A 16,256-nucleotide genomic window follows, 5' to 3' on the forward strand; every position below is an offset into this window, starting at 1 on the left:
GGTAGCGCCGTGTAGTGCCTAGGCTTGGAAAGCGAAAACACTGTCCAGCGCACCAGAAGGAGCTCACCATGTCCTTGAACCTGTCCCTTGACATCACCACCGCCACCCTCGCTGACCTTGAGGCATTCCTCGCCGCCGCGCGTGCTGCGAGCGCTACTGACGACGCCGACCTGGTCCTTGACGGCACCCACCTGCGGGTAGATGTGTCCTCCCCGCGCGCCGAAAAGCCGCAAGCGGAAAACCCACAGGCCACCGCGCATCCGCGGCATAGCGTTGAGCGGCCACTGGGCGATAACGCTATCCGTTCCATTATCGATATTCTCTCTGAGCGACTCGACCCGCCACGCGGAGGCAGCTCTTTTGGTACCTTTGGTCCGAGTATTTAACAGGGAAGTAGACTCATCACCGTGCAGAAAAACAAGATTGCCGCAGTCTGGGCGCTTGTCATTACTATGTCAGTCATCGCCGTAGCGGTTGGGTGGTTCGCCACGACGCGCCATCACCCGCCAGCGAATGCCCAGACGGTAGAAGAGGCAATCGCCGGTGGTGTGCTGCAGATCGAGAATCCTTATTCTCCCACCAACGTAGATGATGAGGACCGGATGTATTCCCTTGCGGAAGCGCTGGGAATTCCTATTGAGTCGATGCCCCGGGAAATATTCGAGTCTGCTTCGAATCGTACTGAAGCGCGTTTGACGATGGTGCAGATTCTCAAAAAGGCCCAAGAGCAGGGCACCCTCAATCGCACTGAGGCTGAGGCAGTGCTTGCCGCTTTTGACGCAGGCCTCATCAACCCCGCCGTGGACACCATCGTTGCGGAAAGCTCACCGGCTCAATGGTTCCGCTGATCGTTGGGCTCTAGACCTCCACCTGGCAACCTCTACCTGTAAGACTTCCCATCAATACACAGTCGCCGTGCAGGGCGGCTCGAAGTTTTCTCCAGCCCAGGACCTTAACCTCAATGTCATAAAGGTCATAAAGGTAACGAATGCATAACGCACTTCGTGTGGAGGAGGAACATGACTTGGCGCGAAAAACTCGGCACAATCGGTGGCATTGGCTTAGCGATTGCCATCCCCATTAGCGGCGGATTCGGTATTTCTTATGCGGTCAATGCGATGCCGCTTGAATCCAGCGTGGAAATCCCCACGAGCAAAGACCCAAGTGCGCACCGTCCGGGCGAAAACCTGGGCGCGGCGTTGCGAGGTGTAGAAGATAAGTCGCATTAGCTGCTCGGTATCAACGCGCCGCGCATACCGTCAGCAAATATAGTAGGGGCTATGCTGCTGCAATCGATTAGCATTTCCGAGCCTCCTTTCGAAGACTATCTGCTGGAGCTGCCCAGCGTGCAATACCTCATCGACCTGCCCTACTTCGAGTTCACAGCGCCGGTGACCTGCTTGGTGGGGGAGAATGGCGCGGGTAAGTCCACGCTTTTAGAAGCGATCGCTGTGGCACTGCGTTTCTCGCCCTTGGGCGGACGGTACGACGACCCAGACCGCGAGCGCGCGCCACTGCGCGGTCTGGCACGCGTGTTGAAGTGCTCCCTTAACGGCAACCTCCACCGCGGTTATTTCTTGCGCGCCGAGACCCACGAATCAGTGCTCAAGGCCGCGAATCAACCAAAGGAGCGTGGCGGCCGCAGCCACCTGCCCATCGACGTCGATCTTCTCAGCCGCTCTCATGGCGAGTCCGTCTTTGACGTTCTCGGCGAATACGTCGATGGACGTGGCCTTTATATCCTTGACGAACCCGAAGCCGGACTGTCAGTGATTCGACAGATGGCACTCATCGCCGAGATTCACCAAGCAGCGCAGCGTGGTGCGCAGTTCATCATCGCAACGCACTCACCGATTCTGCTGGCCGCGCCAGGCGCCGACATCGTCGAGCTAGGGGAGTCCGGCTTCGAAAAAATTCCCTTCGACCAAGCCGAGCCCGTGGTCGCCACGCGGGAGCTTCTCGACGCCCCCGAGGAGACCATTAACTTCCTCATCAACTAGGAAACGCTGACCACGGTCACCTTTGGGCGGTAGCCGCCGCCGCGCTTGCGCAGGAAGTGCGTGACAACTATGCCGAGCATGCCCGCAAGCCAAATGATGAGGGAAGTTACAGCGGCCGCGTGGAAGTCGCCCAGTTCGTAGTGCGGCGCGTGGCCACGGCTATCGAGCACCATGCCAAAAATTTGCGCTGCCACCATCGAAGAGATGAATCCACCCATGTTGGCCAAGCCTGTTGCCGTGGCCACCACGCTGCGTTCCATGTTCTCGCGCACGATGTCGAAGCCATAGATCGAGCACGGCGAGCACAAGGAAATAGCCACCATGAGGATGAAAAGGCTGAAGAAGCTGTTGCCCCAGAGGAAGAAAGCCGTCCACGACATTATGTTGAGTGTCGTGAAAAACAGTGCCATCCAGTCGCGGAAACCCTGTGCGCGCGAGGAAATCTTGCCGTGAATTGGCCCTAACGCAATCATGCAGATCGTATAAAAGGTCAGCACCGTTCCGGCCTGCACCTTGGAGATTCCTAGTCCCTCCGTCATGAACGGCATTCCCCACAACATGACAAATACAGTCGCACCCAAAAGGCCACAGAAGTGGATGAAAAATCCTTGCCATGCAACGGGGGAACGCAGCACCATGGCCAGGCTGGCGGCCAAGGAATGCGCCTGCGAATTGGGCTGCTCGGCGGGAGTTTCGATGATGCCTAAAGATTCAGGCGTGTCTGCTACGGCAACCGCCGCAGCTAATGCGATGAGGATGCCCGCCGCACCCAAAGCTACAAAGGCTGTGGTCCATCCGGTCCACCCCAAAAGCGCAGCGAAAGGAATAGCGGAGACGAACTGGCCGAGCTGACCCAACGATGAGGTCACCTGGGTAAACATTGGCGTGCGGTGCAAGGGGAACCAATATGGCAGGATGCGCATCACGGATAAGAAAGCTGTGGCGTCGCCCGCACCAATCAAAAGCCGAGCGGCAATAGCCATCCAATAATTTGTGGTTAAGCCCAGTGCTACCTGTCCCACGCCCATGATGACAGCGCCAATAACGAGCAGTTTGCGAGGGCCATACTTATCAATGAGCACACCCGTAGGAATCTGTGCAAACGCATAGATGCCCAACTGCACCGAGGTGAAGACCGCAATGCGAGAGGCATCGACGTCGAAACGCGCCATCGCTTCCAGCCCCGCCACACCAAAAGAGGTACGCCCGATAATCGCCACGATGTAGACAAGCATCGCGGCAACCCAAATGGATAAGGCCTTGGTGGTCACAACTTCCCGTGGATTTGGCGCAGACATGGCTGATACTTTACGCCCGCCCTACTAAGATGCAGGGGGTGAAGTTCATTTCTACGCGTGATGCAGCCCGCCAGCCCGCCTCCTTTACGGATATCCTCCTCGGAGGCCTAGCCCCTGATGGAGGTCTTTACCTGCCGGAATCCTATCCGCAGCTTTCCGGTGCCGTGCTTAACGAGTGGCGCCAGCTGCTTGCCGAACAGGGGTATGCGGCCTTGGCCGCGGAGGTGCTCAAGCTCTTCGTGGATGATATACCCACTGATGATCTCGAGGGCATCGCCAAGCGCGCGTACACCTATCCGAAGTTCAGCAGCGAGGAAATTGTCCCCGTGACTGAGCTGGGCGACGGCCTCTTCGTGGGCCACCTCTCCGAAGGCCCCACCGCTGCCTTCAAGGACATGGCCATGCAGCTGCTCGGCGAGCTCTTCGAGTACGAACTCGCGCGCCGTGATGAGACCCTGAACATCCTGGGCGCCACCTCCGGCGATACCGGCTCCTCCGCCGAGTACGCCATGCGCGGCCGCAAGGGCATTCGCGTCTTCATGCTCACCCCAGCCGGGCGCATGACCCCGTTCCAGCAGGCTCAGATGTTCGGCTTGGATGACCCGAACATCTTCAACATTGCCCTCGACGGCGTCTTCGACGACTGCCAGGACGTGGTCAAGGCCACCTCAAACGACGCCGCTTTCAAGAAGGAGTACCGCATCGGTGCGGTCAACTCCATCAACTGGGCACGTCTAATGGCGCAGGTTGTCTACTACATCAACTGCTACCTTAAGATCACCACGGACAATGAGCAGAAGGTCTCCTTCAGCGTTCCTACCGGCAACTTCGGCGACATCTGCGCAGGCCATATCGCACGTTCGATGGGGCTTCCCATCGACAAACTCATCGTGGCCACCAACGAGAACGACGTTCTCGATGAATTTTTCCGCACTGGCAACTACCGCCCGCGCCCCTCGGCTGAGACCTACAAGACCTCCTCGCCATCGATGGATATCTCCCGCGCATCGAACTTCGAGCGCTTCATCTTCGACCTCGTGGGCCGCGACGCGGAGCGCACCGCGGAGCTCTTTGGTCCCAAGCTCAAAGAGGGCGGCTTCGTGCTGAGTAAAGAGGAGCTGGAAAAGGCCCGTGAGCAGTACGGCTTCGTCTCCGGCAGCTCCACCCACGCCGACCGCCTGGCCACCATTAAGGACGTCAACGACACGTACAACTATCTGGTGGATCCGCACACCGCGGACGGCATTAAGGTCGCGCGTGACGCTCAGCAAGAGACCAACATCACCACCCCGATCATCTGCTTGGAGACGGCCCTTCCGGTCAAGTTCTCCGAGACCATTGTCGAGGCGATCGGCACCGAGCCTGCCACTCCGGAGCGTTTCGCTGGCATCATGGACGCAGACCGCCACGTCACGGATCTGCCCAACGACGCGGCGGCGGTGCAGGACTTCATCCGCACCTCCATCGCGAACACCGACGTCAAGTAGGAAGAAGACATGGCACAAGAGCAATTCTCCGGCCCGGAATACTTCACCGAGTTTGACCCAGAGAAGTTCATTCGCGACATGAAGCAGATGGCCGAGATGGAAAAGGAAAACAGGGAAAAGGAAAACAAGACGGGCGAGACCCCGGGAAAGAACACCGATGGTGATGCAGCGGTTTAGACCGCGCTTTTTCACGCCACTAGCCGCCGTGGCGCTCGCAATTGGTCTCGGCGGCTGTTCGCTCATTCCTGTGGAGACTCTGCAGCACGCGCTTGGCGACGCCGCGAATGCCCTCACCGCTTCATCCCCACCAGAAGATGCGGCAGCGGCTACCCCTCTCGCAAGTACTGCCCCGGATAGACTCAGCGCTTCTAACCCTGGAACGATCAAACCGGCGGTATCGCCGATGCCGCCTGGTACGGCTCTTGATATCTCCTCCCAAGATCCACAACCAGGTGAGTACTTTGATTTCCAGATGTGTACCGCCGCGTGGTCTTTCACTCTGGAAGATGGCCGTACCTTCGCGGTCACGGCGTCACACTGTGGCCAGGTCGGGGACCGAGTATGGGCTGGCAACGCTCATCGCACGTTTACTTATCCAGCCGAACCTGTTGGTGAGGTGGTCTACTCCGATCTTTTTGCTGAGGATGGGCACGGCCTAGACGTGGCGTTCATCGAGCTGCATGGCGACGTAGGCTACTACACGCCGAAGTATATGGAGGCGAATCTTGCCACTACTGAGGAATTGCCGCAGCAGTTGTGCAAGCTAGGGCGCATCACTGGGGAGACTTGCGGGGAGCTGACCCATGGGCCGGAAAAGAGTGGGCTCAACGCAGGGGATACTCGCCTTGAGACCACCGCCGCGCGTGCCCGAATCTGCGGTACGCAAGGGGATTCGGGAGGACCCATATACGCATCGCTGCCAGGGGGCAACGCTGTTATCGGAGTGGTCTCTGGCACGACCAAGCAAATCCAGGAAAACCATGATTGTTCCGACCATCCAGACATGGAACTGTCCTTTACCCCGGCCGCGGACATCTTTAAACTCATCCCGCAGGTACTTGGCAGCGAAGTGGCCCAGGCTCAGTAGACCTTGTGGATAAACCACAAAGAATGAGGCGGGATAGAGTAGATGCTATGGCGACTCCTGACTACATCCTCACATTGCGTGAAAAAATTGGCCACGACCAACTCTTCCTGCCGGCTTGCACGGCGGTCATCATTCGTGACGTGCCCATGAACGCTGCGCTGTGGGAAGTGCCGTCGGTGCTTCTCGTGCAGCGCGCGGACAATGAGACGTGGGCGCCGGTGGAAGGCATCTGCGAGCCGGGAGAGGAAATCACCACCACAGCGATTCGCGAGGTCAAAGAGGAAATTGGCCTCGATGCGAAGGCTGAGGCGCTGCTCGGAGTAGGTCAGGTTGGGCCGGTTGTTTACGGCAATGGCGACGAGTGCATGTTCATGTCCACCGCCCTGCGTTTGAGTGTTCCGGATGGGGCGGAGCCGGTTGTCTCTGACGAGGAAAACTTGGCGGCGCAGTGGTTCTCGGTGGCGCAGATGCCGGCGTCGCTAAGCGCGCGCAATCGCATGATCATCGGTGATGCAGTTGCCCAAATGAAGCACCCGCAGGGCTTCCGCCCGCGTATGGGATTTGTGAAGCGAAATTAGCGTTTCCTGCCGCAGTGAAAAATGCCCTCCTAGCTGCATATCTGTCGTCTGATTGTTTTCTGGGCTGATTCGGTGATAGCCTGAAGATCCGTAGGTCGCCGCGTGAGGCGCCCGCGGATTTTTTTGATCGTGGGGTCATAACGTTGCGCATTGCCTGCCGCATTCGCAGTCAAAACTCCCGAAAGGCGCATATCATGCCATCGCGCTCCAGTCAGCAGACCAAGTTCATTTTTGTCACCGGAGGCGTCGTGTCCTCCCTGGGTAAGGGCCTGACGGCGGCGTCGCTGGGTCAACTGCTCATCGCCCGCGGGCTCTCCGTGACCATGCAGAAGCTCGACCCATACCTCAACGTAGATCCAGGAACGATGAATCCGTTTGAGCATGGCGAGGTCTTCGTTACGGAGGACGGCGCTGAGACCGACCTCGACCTCGGCCACTATGAGCGTTTCCTCGACCGCAACCTGACCAAGAACGCCAACGTGACCACGGGCAAGGTGTACTCCTCGGTGATCGCCAAGGAGCGCCGCGGTGAATACTTGGGCAAGACCGTGCAGGTCATCCCGCATATCACGGATGAAATCAAGGACCGTGTGTTAGCCATGGCCGAACCGGATGCTGAGGGCAACGTGCCGGACGTGGTTATTTCTGAAATCGGTGGCACGGTCGGCGACATCGAATCTCAGCCCTTCCTCGAAGCCGCCCGCCAGGTGCGCCACGCGGTAGGACGCGAGAACATCTTCTTCATTCACTGCTCGCTGGTGCCGTACCTGGGCACGTCGGGGGAGCTGAAGACTAAGCCGACCCAGCACTCGGTGGCTGAGCTGCGCTCCATCGGCATTGTGCCGGATGCGGTGGTGCTGCGCTGCGACCGCGTGGTGCCAGATGGCCTGAAGCACAAGATCGCGCTGATGACCGACGTAGACGAGGAAGGCGTAGTGTCCTGCCCAGACTCGCCGTCCATTTATGACATTCCGGAGGTGCTCTACAGGGAGCACCTGGATACCTTTGTGATTCGCAAGCTGGGGCTGCCATTCCGTGATGTGGATTGGACGCAGTGGGGCGATCTGCTCGATCGCGTGCACAACCCGCAGCGCGAGGTCACCGTGGGCATCGTAGGCAAGTACATTGACCTGCAGGATGCGTATCTGTCGGTGGCGGAGGCTATCCGCCACGCCGCATTTGCCCACCATGCGAAGGCAAACATTAAGTGGATTACCTCAGATGACTGCGAGACCGACGCAGCCGGCCAGCTGGGCGAGCTCGATGCGATTGTGGTGCCGGGCGGATTTGGCGTGCGCGGGATTGAGGGCAAGATTGCGGCGGTGTCTTATGCCCGTGAGAAGAAGGTTCCGTTCCTGGGCTTGTGTTTGGGGCTGCAGTGCACGGTGCTTGAGGCGGCGCGACGGGCGGGTATTTCGGATGCGTCCTCGACGGAGTTCGACCCGAATACGCCATCGCCGGTTATTGCGACGATGGAGGAGCAGCAGGCGGCAGTAGCCGGCGAAGCCGATTTGGGTGGCACCATGCGCTTGGGCGCATACCCGGCGACGTTGCAGGAAGGCTCCGTTGTGGCTGCGGCCTATGGAGCCACCGAGGTCTCTGAGCGTCACCGCCACCGCTACGAGGTCAACAACGCCTACCGCGAGCAGATTACTGAGGGCTCCGGCCTCGTATTCTCCGGCACTTCGCCCGATGGAAAGCTGGTGGAGTTTGTTGAGTACCCTGAGCACCCATTCATGGTGGCTACCCAGGCGCACCCGGAGTACAAGTCGCGCCCGACGCGTCCGCACCCGCTGTTTAACGGGCTGGTTGCTGCTGCGCTGAGCTAAAAACAGCCGAAAGTGCGCTCAGCGTCAGCGGTTGATGTGCACTTTGACCATCTTGTGCTGCCTCGATGGGGTGTTTGGGGCGGAAAGATGCTTCGAATGCAGGGGTGCGTTGGGGATGCCGTGGTGCGGACGCAGGTTGGTAGCCGATGCGGAGCTTAGTGGTGCTTGACGACGTCGCGAAGCGCGTCTGCGTCCTCGACCACGAAGATGCGGCCGGAGGCGATGGAGTCGAAGACCTCCTCGTAGGAGGTCCACGGATGCGAAGAGTCAACGCAGACTAGGACGGCGTCGTCGACGGTGATGAGCAGTTCACCGCGGGAAGCGAGCGCAAAGAAGAGTTCGCAGTCGGAATAGGCGTAGCGCCAAGCGGTGGCATAGAAGTCACGCGCGCCGGGGAAGGAGGTCTCCAGTAGCAGCGTTGAGGTTAGAAGAAAGATGCCATCGCGCGGCAAAGGCACGAGAATCTCCCTGATCGCAGGCATGTTTGCTTGGGCCAAGGAAACAAAGGTTAAAGGCATAACCTTCACCTTAACGCGCTGCATTCATTTTCTACTGAGATGAGGGGACCGGCGCCGCTGATTGTACGCTCGCAAAGAATCGGAGTCGAAAGCCTGCTAAAACGCCAGAACCCGCGCCCAGAAGCGCGGGTGGTAGCTCTAAACAGAGGGGGACATTTGCGTTTCTCTTTGACCAGTGCGAACACACACCCCCACAGTGACCCTTCACGACGAAACCCCCTCTGATTTCACGGCGCCGGAGCTTTACGCAGGTCAACCAGGTTAAGTTCACGCGGTTACCCCAACCGAAAGTGCTCACGCTGCAAGCGTCAGAAGGGCGAGTCAGGTTAGTGTCGCACGGTGTCGCTGCGTTTCTATTTGGCGTGCAAGCGAACGGGGCATCAAGGAAAACCTTCCCGAAAGACCGCGTGGCTTTCCCGCTGAAACTGATTAGATGGGAAATGTGGAACATCTACCATTCGATACTCTTTCATTATTCGTCGCAGCAGCGGCGCTGTTTGTTTCGCTTGTTGCGCTGCTTCTGTCCTGGCGTCAGCTTCACGAAGCGACAACTTCCAACGGCGGTCGTGGAATGAATATCAGTGTTAAGCACATCTCTCGTGAAGATGTCAGCTCAGAAGATGCCGTGAAAATAGACGAGGCGCTCGCGGGAATGAGGCACGAGTATGTTCCGTTCATGGTGTCCTTCGAGGTTACGGGGCCAGCCGAGTACTACCAGGTGATCCCATACACTTGGGGGAAGTGCTGAGCGCGGGTAGTTGGTACCGCGGTTACGGCTCCGTGGTACTGCCTGTTTCCGGTTAGTTGGTACCACCGCCGGGGGTTGACCGGCGAGAGCCCAGAAGCGAAGTCGGGTTTCGCCGGTCAGTGAAGGTTAGCTGTCTACGGTTGTCTGAGCGTGCGCGAGGTGTTGGCGCATGTCGTAGTCGCCGAGTTCGATGCGCTGTCCGGCGTTGAGTCTGCTGACCAGTGAGTCTGCTCCGACGGGGTCAGGGAGTTTCTTTATCCAGTAGGCCGCAGTTGTTTGGGAGACGATGATGGTCGGCAGTCTTCCGTCGCGGTCGAATATGATCTTGGTTAGGTCTTCTTGTCCGCGCTGGTTGATTCCTATCGTTAGGAAATCATCAAGGATGAGTACATCAATGTTTTGTAGCCTGCGCATTTTAGCTACGTAGCGTTCATCTGCCGGCGGGAAGGCCGCTAATTCATCGACGAGCTGATCCAGTCGGTAGTAGGCGACGCTGTATTCGGCCTGGCAGGCAGCAATACCGATAGCGCAGGCGATGTAGGTTTTACCTGCACCGGTCGGTGCCAGGACGTGCACATTGGAAGGTTCGTCGCGCCAGGGTGTTGCGGCCAGTCGTTTGAGCTGGCGTAGATTCAACCTTCGTTCATCGGGGTTGATCAGCTCGGCGAGTGTTGCTCCCGGATAGCGGAATTTGGCTTGGGCTATGGCTTTGACGATGTTGGTTTGCCGACGCTTGGCTGCGGTTTCTTCCACTGCCTTTAAGAAGATCTCCTCTGGTAGAGCGGTGTTGGCGTCATCGGCAGCGGCCAGGTCGAAGAAGATATCGGCGAAGGTCGACAGACGCAGTTTACGCAGTGTAGCGCGCATGTCGTCGTCAAGATTGATGGTGGTCATGGTGGTCTAGGCCTCCTTCTTCGAGGTCGCGGTTGGGGTGTCGTAGTAGCTGGCGGGGCGCAGGAACACTGCATCAGGGATGGCGGTGATATCTACAGTGCGCGACTGGCCTTGATCGACCTGGACTGCTGGCGTTTGGTTAAGGGTGTGACCGTTGCGGGCGATGTCGGCTTGAATCCGTGCAATGACCTGCATGTTGGGTGCCAGGTTATGGTCGATGACTTGCTGGCAGGCAGGCTCTAGCGTGGTCTTGTTGTGCTTGTTTCCCAGCTTGACGAGTACGTTGCGGGCGGTATGCAGTCCGCGGGGTATGGCTTTGGCGTTGCGGTCCAAGATTGATAAGACAACCTTGGTGGTTGCCGGCCCAAACGACGAGGCCCGAGCAAGCAGCTCGTTGCGGGTAAGAGGTTTGATCCCAGCGATATCCTTGTCCGGGGTATGTGCCGGATCGGTGCAATAGCGGTACTTGAACCCGTGCATGCGCGAGTGTTCTGCAACCAGCTCGTCACCGTCGAAGATGCTGACCAGGCTGTTGGTCAGCCGTGCCCGCAGAGTCTTGCCGATGTACTGAAACGGCACCGAGTAGTACTGGTAATCGCAGCAGATATGCCAGTTACGGTCGACTTTGACAGCCCGCCAGGACACTTCCGTAAACGGAGTATCCGGCAAGTCACGCATCATGGGTGCTTCATCCGCATCAAATAGCTCCCTGCGAGTGAGCCCATCAGGCCTAGGCATGTTCATGTTGATGTCGTCGACGCGCTGGGCGATAGTCTCGTTGAGCTCATCGAGGCTGTAGAAGGTCATCCCGTCGAAGTAGCCGAGGATGCGCGTGTAGACGAGTTGGACGGCACGTTCCACAGCAGCTTTATCCCGAGGTTTTCCAGGCCGGGCTGGCACGAGGAGGATGTCGTAGTAGTCGGCGAAGTCGGCGTAGCGTTCTTGGATGCGCCGGCCGGGCTTGTTCTTCACCGGACGGTAGGTCGCGGTCGGTGCGTTATCGGGCACGATGATGCCAGGACGTTTGCCGAGGTAGTCCAAGGCTTTCACATGGCAGGAAATCCAGTTGTCCATCTTCTCGTTAGCTGTTGCTGTCACAAACAGCAGTGAAGAATACGGGCAGATGGCCACGAATAAGCTGGCTTTCATGCCGACGTCGCCGGTGGCTTTATCGATGATGGAAACCTTGTCGCCGGCCCAGTCGACGTAGAGTTCCTGGCCTGGCTCGTGTTCGATAATCGAGGTCATTCCAGAGGTGCGGATGTGGGTGCGCAGTCGTTCGCAGAACTGGGAGTACTGATACTTCGACTCACCTTCACCAGCAGGTGCAGCAACGTAGTCCATCCACAGCTTGTGGCGAGTGAGATGCGTGTTGTTGGCAAGGCGCTTGGCGAGCTTTTCAAAGTCTGGCTGGTCGTAGCGCTTGCGACGGGCCCCACGGTGGTCGCTGAAGTGCTCGTCGAAGAATGATGGATCCAGCTGAGCAAACGACTCCTTAGTGATGCCGTGGTCAGCGATGAGTGTCTTGACTTTGGCGATATCGCGTCTAGAACAGCCAAGCGCTGCTGCGATAGCGGAGTAGGTTGCCCCATCTAGACACAGTGCCATGATGTCTTTGAAGTTGGCCATGAAAGGCCCTCCTTAAGGTCATGAAAGGTGATGACGCGCCGGCACAGGTTGTGCCCACGCCACCTATACAATGACCGAAAATGATTGACGGTACCACCTACCCGGAAACCCGGTACCAACTACGCGGATTACCGGTACCAACTACGACGAACCGGCAGGGAAGGACGGAGTGAGTGATCGGACTGGATTTGAAGAGCCCATCCCTAAGCTCACATGTGAAGATGAGAGGGTCAGTGTAGTTTCAATGATCCAGAAGGAACTCATTGATGGGATCAGATTTGGTGTGGCGTGGCTTCAACCTGATGGAGTCGGTCTGAAACCTGGAGCCATCCGCTTCGACTTGAACGGGGACTTAGAGGAGTGGGTGTGGAGGAATCGCTTCGTTTCCAAACTGCCGTTCGTCAATCCAGGGCGATGGAAACCACGCAAAACCCCAAGACCATCCGTTGGTCCGCTGACTCAGCCATGGGAACTTCGACAAGCTCGTAGGCTAAGTTTCATCGGCAAGAAGCGACTGCAATAACAGAAAAACTGAACACGGACCCCGCTGGGCATTTATAAATAACTTCCTGAACTGTGCTAATGCAGGCCCCGAGTCTCAGTTTCCCACGAAAATGTTCCACTAATTCCCATTGCGAAACCGGCTGTGTCCGTGGCTAAGCTCTTAAAGTAGCGTCGTCGAGGCGCCGGTGAACATACGACAGCAGCGACAATGCCTCGTAGAGTTCCGTTTCTGTCACTATTCGGTTCAGTCTCGGGTCGTGTGCGGTCGGGTTTCGATACAAGCCACCAATCGACTTCACGAGATTACACAGCCCATTTTGTTCGTTTTGCTCAGTCTCGGTGTTAAGACTGTTGATGGCTAAGATGCCACTCTTTGTAGACAGTGCCGCGTCTGCTAATGCCGAACCGTCGATGCCCAAACCCGTCATGTCCCGCAAGCGCTGAAACACGGACTTTGAGGCTTCCAAGACCGCGTGAAGGTAACCGTGGCGCAGAATCTCTTCCTCGCAGTAGGCCAGGACCTCCTTGTGGGTACCACGTCGGTTTAGCTCCTCCCGCACTGTGTTGGTGAGTCGCTGGGCTTCCATTAGGGTCGATGCGCCCTTTGTCCGTGCTATTCCACCCTCATCGTTTACCTTGAGACCGTGGAGCACAAGAACTGGGTTGATGAGGCGTCGCCTGATGTCAAACAGTTCTGAGTTGTGGACGTAGCGGGCCGGAGCGAAGGCGCGTGCGAGGAACGTGATTACGCGGTCGGCGTTGCCGCGGGTGCGTTGGGAGTGGTCAAAAGCGGCTACCAGTCGCTTCCACTTTGTAATTTCGCCAGGGTCGTACATGTTGAGCTGGTGAAGGAGTTGCTCGATCTCGCGGCCGGTGAGACCATTTTCCGTGTCGCCGATAGCTTTGGCTAGTGAGGTAAGCGTTGCAGATGGGAATGACGGTGTGCTCATAGACTTAGAGTCTATTTCCTTGATTGCGTTGGCAAGACACCTCACGGGAGGACGGACAAAACCCCTGCTGCACGAGTGCCTGAGTGGGCGCTCATGCAGCAGGGGCCTCAAACCTAGGCGACTTGATTCTTAACTCGGCAGCATCCTCTCCACGCAGCCAATACTAATGAGCTCTGCAAACGAGTCGCTGTTGCGAATGTCGCTCTCGAACGCAATCAGGTACGCCCAGGTGGCGTCCTGGTAGTCCGGGTGAGCCACCAGGGAACGTAATAGACGCTCGGTGGCTTCACGCTTGCGTAAAACGATCTCGTCCTCGCGCTTGTCGTCGGCCTTACCTTCAATAATCCAATAGGTTCCGTCTGTGCCCAGCACGACGAAATCAGGAATATAGTCGTTGCGCGTGGTGTAGGCGACCTTCGCCCCGTTGTCCTCATAGATACGCGTCCACCACGTCACGTTCGGGTCGAAGTTGAGTAGCCGGGCGAGTTGGTACTCGGCAGTAAACGAGTCGAAGGCGGCGGCGTCGAACAAGCCTTTGTCCCATGGTCCGTAGTACTGCTTGGCTGCAAACCCAGCGTCCTTGGTGCGCGTCTTCTGGTTCACGTTCTCCAGCGGTTTCTGTACCGTCCGGCCAACGGGAAGGATGTAGGAGGTCTGCACCGGCAGAGTTACTGGGTGGACAGTGACCTCAGTGAACGTGTTCTTCGCAACCGCAGCCTTCGCTTCCTGCTTTACCATGTCCAGCAGACTCACCACTGCGGACTCCTTGGCCTTGACAGTCCACTTCTCAACCCCGGAGGCTTTCATAAACGTCGGGACAATGCTACGGCGCAGCACCGCGTCATTTTCTTTCGTCGCCTGGAAAAGCCCCGTTCGCATGAGCCTATTCGTCAGCTCACTCTCCACCTTGCTTGTCGATTCCCTGAAACTCGGCACAGACTGGCGTTCCATGTGCTTCACACCCAGTTTGTCGGCGGCTTCTTCGACGATGATCTTTGCGCGGTCAAGAAGTTCCCCGTGGTCAGTGACTTTCTTCGCGGCCTCGACGATCACCGAGGTGGGAATATCCACCAAGCTGAACGGGCGCTGTGTCTCAGTCATTGTCGAGGAGGGGAACGTAAAGGTCTGCCCCTCAAACGCCTCGTTCACTTTTACGACAACCGGCGCGACAATCTCGACACCAGTGGTGATCTCCTCGTCATCGCCTACGTTTCGAGCCCCGATAGGAAGACCCGAACCGGCAGACGGTACGCCAGTTGCTGAATGGTCCTGATCCCCGGTGGTCGCGCCGGCTCCATTGCCATCTCCAGTATTGTCGTCAGCTTCGGTACCCGTCCCAATCTCGCCGCCGGTCACACCAGGATCAACAACAGGGGATACGCTGCCGCCGCTCGGTGGCAAGACCAATTCCGGCTTGACGCCTGGAATGTCTTCCTCGATACCGAACTCACGCAGCACGTTCTCCGACGTCAACAAGTCAACGAATGACTTATGGGAGATAATATCAAGCTCGTCGATGGCAGGAACTCTCGTGAGCTTGCCAAAGGGCAAGCGAAGGCCACGGCCCATTACCTGCTGGGTGAGCACTTCCGAGCCCATTGCGCGCAGGGTACACATCACCGCAATACGCTTCGTGTCCCACCCTTCGCGCAGTTTATTTACGGACACGATGACCCGGACAGGGGAGTTCGGTTCGTCAAGGTTTCGTAGCAGGGTTTGCGTTGTCGCGTCATCGTGCTGGTTATCGACCTGGAGGACGGCATGGACGGCGTTCGGGTCTGGGAAGTACGTGTTGCGCAACGTCGTCGCGGTTTCCGTCGCGTGGTTGACATCGGTACACACGACGAAAAGAAGTGGCTTCGTTTGCTTGCCGTCAGGGTGTGCTTCTCGGTGCAGACGGTATGCCTCCTCCTTCAAAGCCAAAAGAGACATAGCGTCCTGGAGCTGGCGCTCCGCCTCGCCCTTTTTGTAGCCCTTGTCGCGGTAGACCAAGACGGGTTGTTTGACGAACCCGTGGGAGATCGCCCTCCATAACGGGTAGCGGAAAACAACGTCATCGTCCTTGGACGATGACGCAGTAAGTCCCACTGTCGCAGCAGGATGGAAGGCCTTCAACGATTCTTGGAAACGCGCAGCAGTAGAACCAAACAAGTGAGCTTCGTCGACGATCACCACTAGGTCGTCCAGTTCAATAAGACGTTCTGCGAGGATGCCCGTCTCCTCCTGGAAACGCCACGTCTTGCGACGCTGGGCCTCCACGCCAGTCGCCTCGTTCTTGCCTCCGTCTTTTGGTGGGAACAGCTGCTGGACGTTAAAAATGTAGACCGTGGACGCACCCTCACCGGCGAACAGGTGGTACCACGACTCACCCAAGCGCAGCTTATGCACGTCGTCTGGAGTGACCAAGGCAGGTGGGATGTCAAAACCACCGATGTAGCGGTTCGACCCCTGCGAGAAGTCAGCGACCGTCTTGTTCTGCACCACAGTGTTCGGGGTAACTAGCATCACATTCATCACGCCTTGGCGGCGCAGGTATTCCACTAGCGACGCCATGATGTACGTCTTGCCGACACCAGTGGCAAGGTCGAGGAGCAACTGCTTCTGTGGGTCAAAATCGCCACTTTCCAGGCGTCGAACAATGGCCTTGAGCGCTTCAACATTCGGCTGACGCAAGTCGAACTTGGCCTTCATCTGCTCGATCAAATTCTCGTCGTAGGAGATATTCAGCGGCATG

The 16,256-nt window shown here is 57.7% G+C and carries 16 protein-coding genes; 10 read left to right on the forward strand and 6 right to left on the reverse strand.

Annotation, left to right across the window (positions count from 1 at the left end; translation table 11 throughout):
• The first annotated feature begins 68 nt into the window (after positions 1–68).
• The 4 genes from I6I72_RS11280 (at position 69) to I6I72_RS11295 (ending at position 2,000) form a co-directional block, all read left to right on the forward strand.
• Entirely contained in the window at positions 69–386 is a 318-nt protein-coding gene (locus I6I72_RS11280; protein WP_005528589.1) for a hypothetical protein, read from the forward strand.
• A gap of 21 nt (positions 387–407) precedes the next feature.
• Complete coding sequence (locus tag I6I72_RS11285; protein ID WP_049062566.1) at positions 408–848, forward strand: hypothetical protein; 441 nt, start codon at positions 408–410, stop codon at positions 846–848.
• Between the two features lie 171 nt (positions 849–1,019).
• A complete protein-coding gene (locus tag I6I72_RS11290) occupies positions 1,020–1,229 on the forward strand; it encodes a hypothetical protein (protein ID WP_049062567.1) in 210 nt (69 codons plus the stop codon).
• Positions 1,230–1,280: 51 nt separating this feature from the next.
• The gene (locus I6I72_RS11295) at positions 1,281–2,000 is read left to right on the forward strand and encodes an AAA family ATPase (RefSeq protein WP_049062568.1); all 720 of its coding nucleotides are present in this window, start codon (positions 1,281–1,283) and stop codon (positions 1,998–2,000) included.
• On the opposite strand, the gene I6I72_RS11300 is transcribed toward I6I72_RS11295, so the two are convergent.
• Positions 1,997–3,298, reverse strand: coding sequence for an MFS transporter (locus tag I6I72_RS11300; protein WP_201806894.1), 1,302 nt, complete (start codon positions 3,296–3,298; stop codon positions 1,997–1,999). The genes I6I72_RS11295 and I6I72_RS11300 overlap by 4 nt on opposite strands.
• A gap of 38 nt (positions 3,299–3,336) precedes the next feature.
• On the opposite strand from I6I72_RS11300, the gene thrC reads away from it, so the two are divergent.
• The 5 genes from thrC (at position 3,337) to I6I72_RS11325 (ending at position 8,279) form a co-directional block, all read left to right on the forward strand.
• Positions 3,337–4,785: a threonine synthase gene (gene thrC / locus I6I72_RS11305; protein ID WP_034656791.1), complete on the forward strand. Its 1,449-nt coding sequence runs from the start codon at positions 3,337–3,339 to the stop codon at positions 4,783–4,785.
• A 9-nt stretch (positions 4,786–4,794) separates the two neighbouring features.
• Positions 4,795–4,962 (forward strand): hypothetical protein, encoded by a 168-nt coding sequence (locus I6I72_RS11310; RefSeq protein ID WP_165033296.1) that lies wholly within the window; start codon positions 4,795–4,797, stop codon positions 4,960–4,962.
• 28 nt (positions 4,963–4,990) lie between these two features.
• On the forward strand, positions 4,991–5,872 hold the full coding sequence (locus I6I72_RS11315; RefSeq protein WP_236081506.1) for a trypsin-like serine protease: 882 nt from the start codon (positions 4,991–4,993) through the stop codon (positions 5,870–5,872).
• A gap of 47 nt (positions 5,873–5,919) precedes the next feature.
• A complete protein-coding gene (locus I6I72_RS11320; RefSeq protein ID WP_049062570.1) occupies positions 5,920–6,450 on the forward strand; it encodes an NUDIX hydrolase in 531 nt (176 codons plus the stop codon).
• A gap of 194 nt (positions 6,451–6,644) precedes the next feature.
• Positions 6,645–8,279, forward strand: coding sequence for a CTP synthase (locus I6I72_RS11325; RefSeq protein ID WP_049062571.1), 1,635 nt, complete (start codon positions 6,645–6,647; stop codon positions 8,277–8,279).
• 155 nt (positions 8,280–8,434) lie between these two features.
• On the opposite strand, the gene I6I72_RS11330 is transcribed toward I6I72_RS11325, so the two are convergent.
• Positions 8,435–8,797 carry a hypothetical protein gene (locus I6I72_RS11330; RefSeq protein ID WP_053088620.1) on the reverse strand — a complete coding sequence of 121 codons (363 nt, stop codon included), beginning with the start codon at positions 8,795–8,797 and terminating at the stop codon, positions 8,435–8,437.
• Between the two features lie 433 nt (positions 8,798–9,230).
• Here I6I72_RS11330 and I6I72_RS11335 point away from each other — a divergent pair, with 433 nt between their 5' ends.
• On the forward strand, positions 9,231–9,545 hold the full coding sequence (locus I6I72_RS11335; protein WP_201806897.1) for a hypothetical protein: 315 nt from the start codon (positions 9,231–9,233) through the stop codon (positions 9,543–9,545).
• 126 nt (positions 9,546–9,671) lie between these two features.
• On the opposite strand, the gene I6I72_RS11340 is transcribed toward I6I72_RS11335, so the two are convergent.
• The 4 genes from I6I72_RS11340 to I6I72_RS11355 form a co-directional block, all read right to left on the reverse strand.
• The gene (locus I6I72_RS11340; protein WP_049062347.1) at positions 9,672–10,439 is read right to left on the reverse strand and encodes an ATP-binding protein; all 768 of its coding nucleotides are present in this window, start codon (positions 10,437–10,439) and stop codon (positions 9,672–9,674) included.
• A 6-nt stretch (positions 10,440–10,445) separates the two neighbouring features.
• Positions 10,446–12,068, reverse strand: a complete 1,623-nt coding sequence (gene istA / locus I6I72_RS11345) for an IS21 family transposase (protein ID WP_201806769.1) — start codon at positions 12,066–12,068, stop codon at positions 10,446–10,448.
• A 656-nt stretch (positions 12,069–12,724) separates the two neighbouring features.
• A complete protein-coding gene (locus tag I6I72_RS11350; RefSeq protein ID WP_049063053.1) occupies positions 12,725–13,522 on the reverse strand; it encodes a TIGR02391 family protein in 798 nt (265 codons plus the stop codon).
• 129 nt (positions 13,523–13,651) lie between these two features.
• Positions 13,652–16,255: a DEAD/DEAH box helicase gene (locus I6I72_RS11355; RefSeq protein WP_049063054.1), complete on the reverse strand. Its 2,604-nt coding sequence runs from the start codon at positions 16,253–16,255 to the stop codon at positions 13,652–13,654.
• Position 16,256: the final 1 nt, after the last annotated feature.

The organism is Corynebacterium striatum (assembly GCF_016728105.1).
Lineage (GTDB): Bacteria > Actinomycetota > Actinomycetes > Mycobacteriales > Mycobacteriaceae > Corynebacterium > Corynebacterium striatum.

Coding starts and splice junctions, on each gene's coding strand:
- I6I72_RS11280 (WP_005528589.1), top strand. CDS start 69: ATGTCCTTGAACCTGTCCCTTGACATCACCACCGCCACCCTCGCTGAC.
- I6I72_RS11290 (WP_049062567.1), top strand. CDS start 1,020: ATGACTTGGCGCGAAAAACTCGGCACAATCGGTGGCATTGGCTTAGCG.
- I6I72_RS11295 (WP_049062568.1), top strand. CDS start 1,281: ATGCTGCTGCAATCGATTAGCATTTCCGAGCCTCCTTTCGAAGACTAT.
- I6I72_RS11300 (WP_201806894.1), bottom strand. CDS start 3,298: ATGTCTGCGCCAAATCCACGGGAAGTTGTGACCACCAAGGCCTTATCC.
- I6I72_RS11310 (WP_165033296.1), top strand. CDS start 4,795: ATGGCACAAGAGCAATTCTCCGGCCCGGAATACTTCACCGAGTTTGAC.
- I6I72_RS11320 (WP_049062570.1), top strand. CDS start 5,920: ATGGCGACTCCTGACTACATCCTCACATTGCGTGAAAAAATTGGCCAC.
- I6I72_RS11325 (WP_049062571.1), top strand. CDS start 6,645: ATGCCATCGCGCTCCAGTCAGCAGACCAAGTTCATTTTTGTCACCGGA.
- I6I72_RS11330 (WP_053088620.1), bottom strand. CDS start 8,797: ATGCCTTTAACCTTTGTTTCCTTGGCCCAAGCAAACATGCCTGCGATC.
- I6I72_RS11335 (WP_201806897.1), top strand. CDS start 9,231: ATGGGAAATGTGGAACATCTACCATTCGATACTCTTTCATTATTCGTC.
- I6I72_RS11340 (WP_049062347.1), bottom strand. CDS start 10,439: ATGACCACCATCAATCTTGACGACGACATGCGCGCTACACTGCGTAAA.
- istA (WP_201806769.1), bottom strand. CDS start 12,068: ATGGCCAACTTCAAAGACATCATGGCACTGTGTCTAGATGGGGCAACC.
- I6I72_RS11350 (WP_049063053.1), bottom strand. CDS start 13,522: ATGAGCACACCGTCATTCCCATCTGCAACGCTTACCTCACTAGCCAAA.
- I6I72_RS11355 (WP_049063054.1), bottom strand. CDS start 16,255: ATGCCGCTGAATATCTCCTACGACGAGAATTTGATCGAGCAGATGAAG.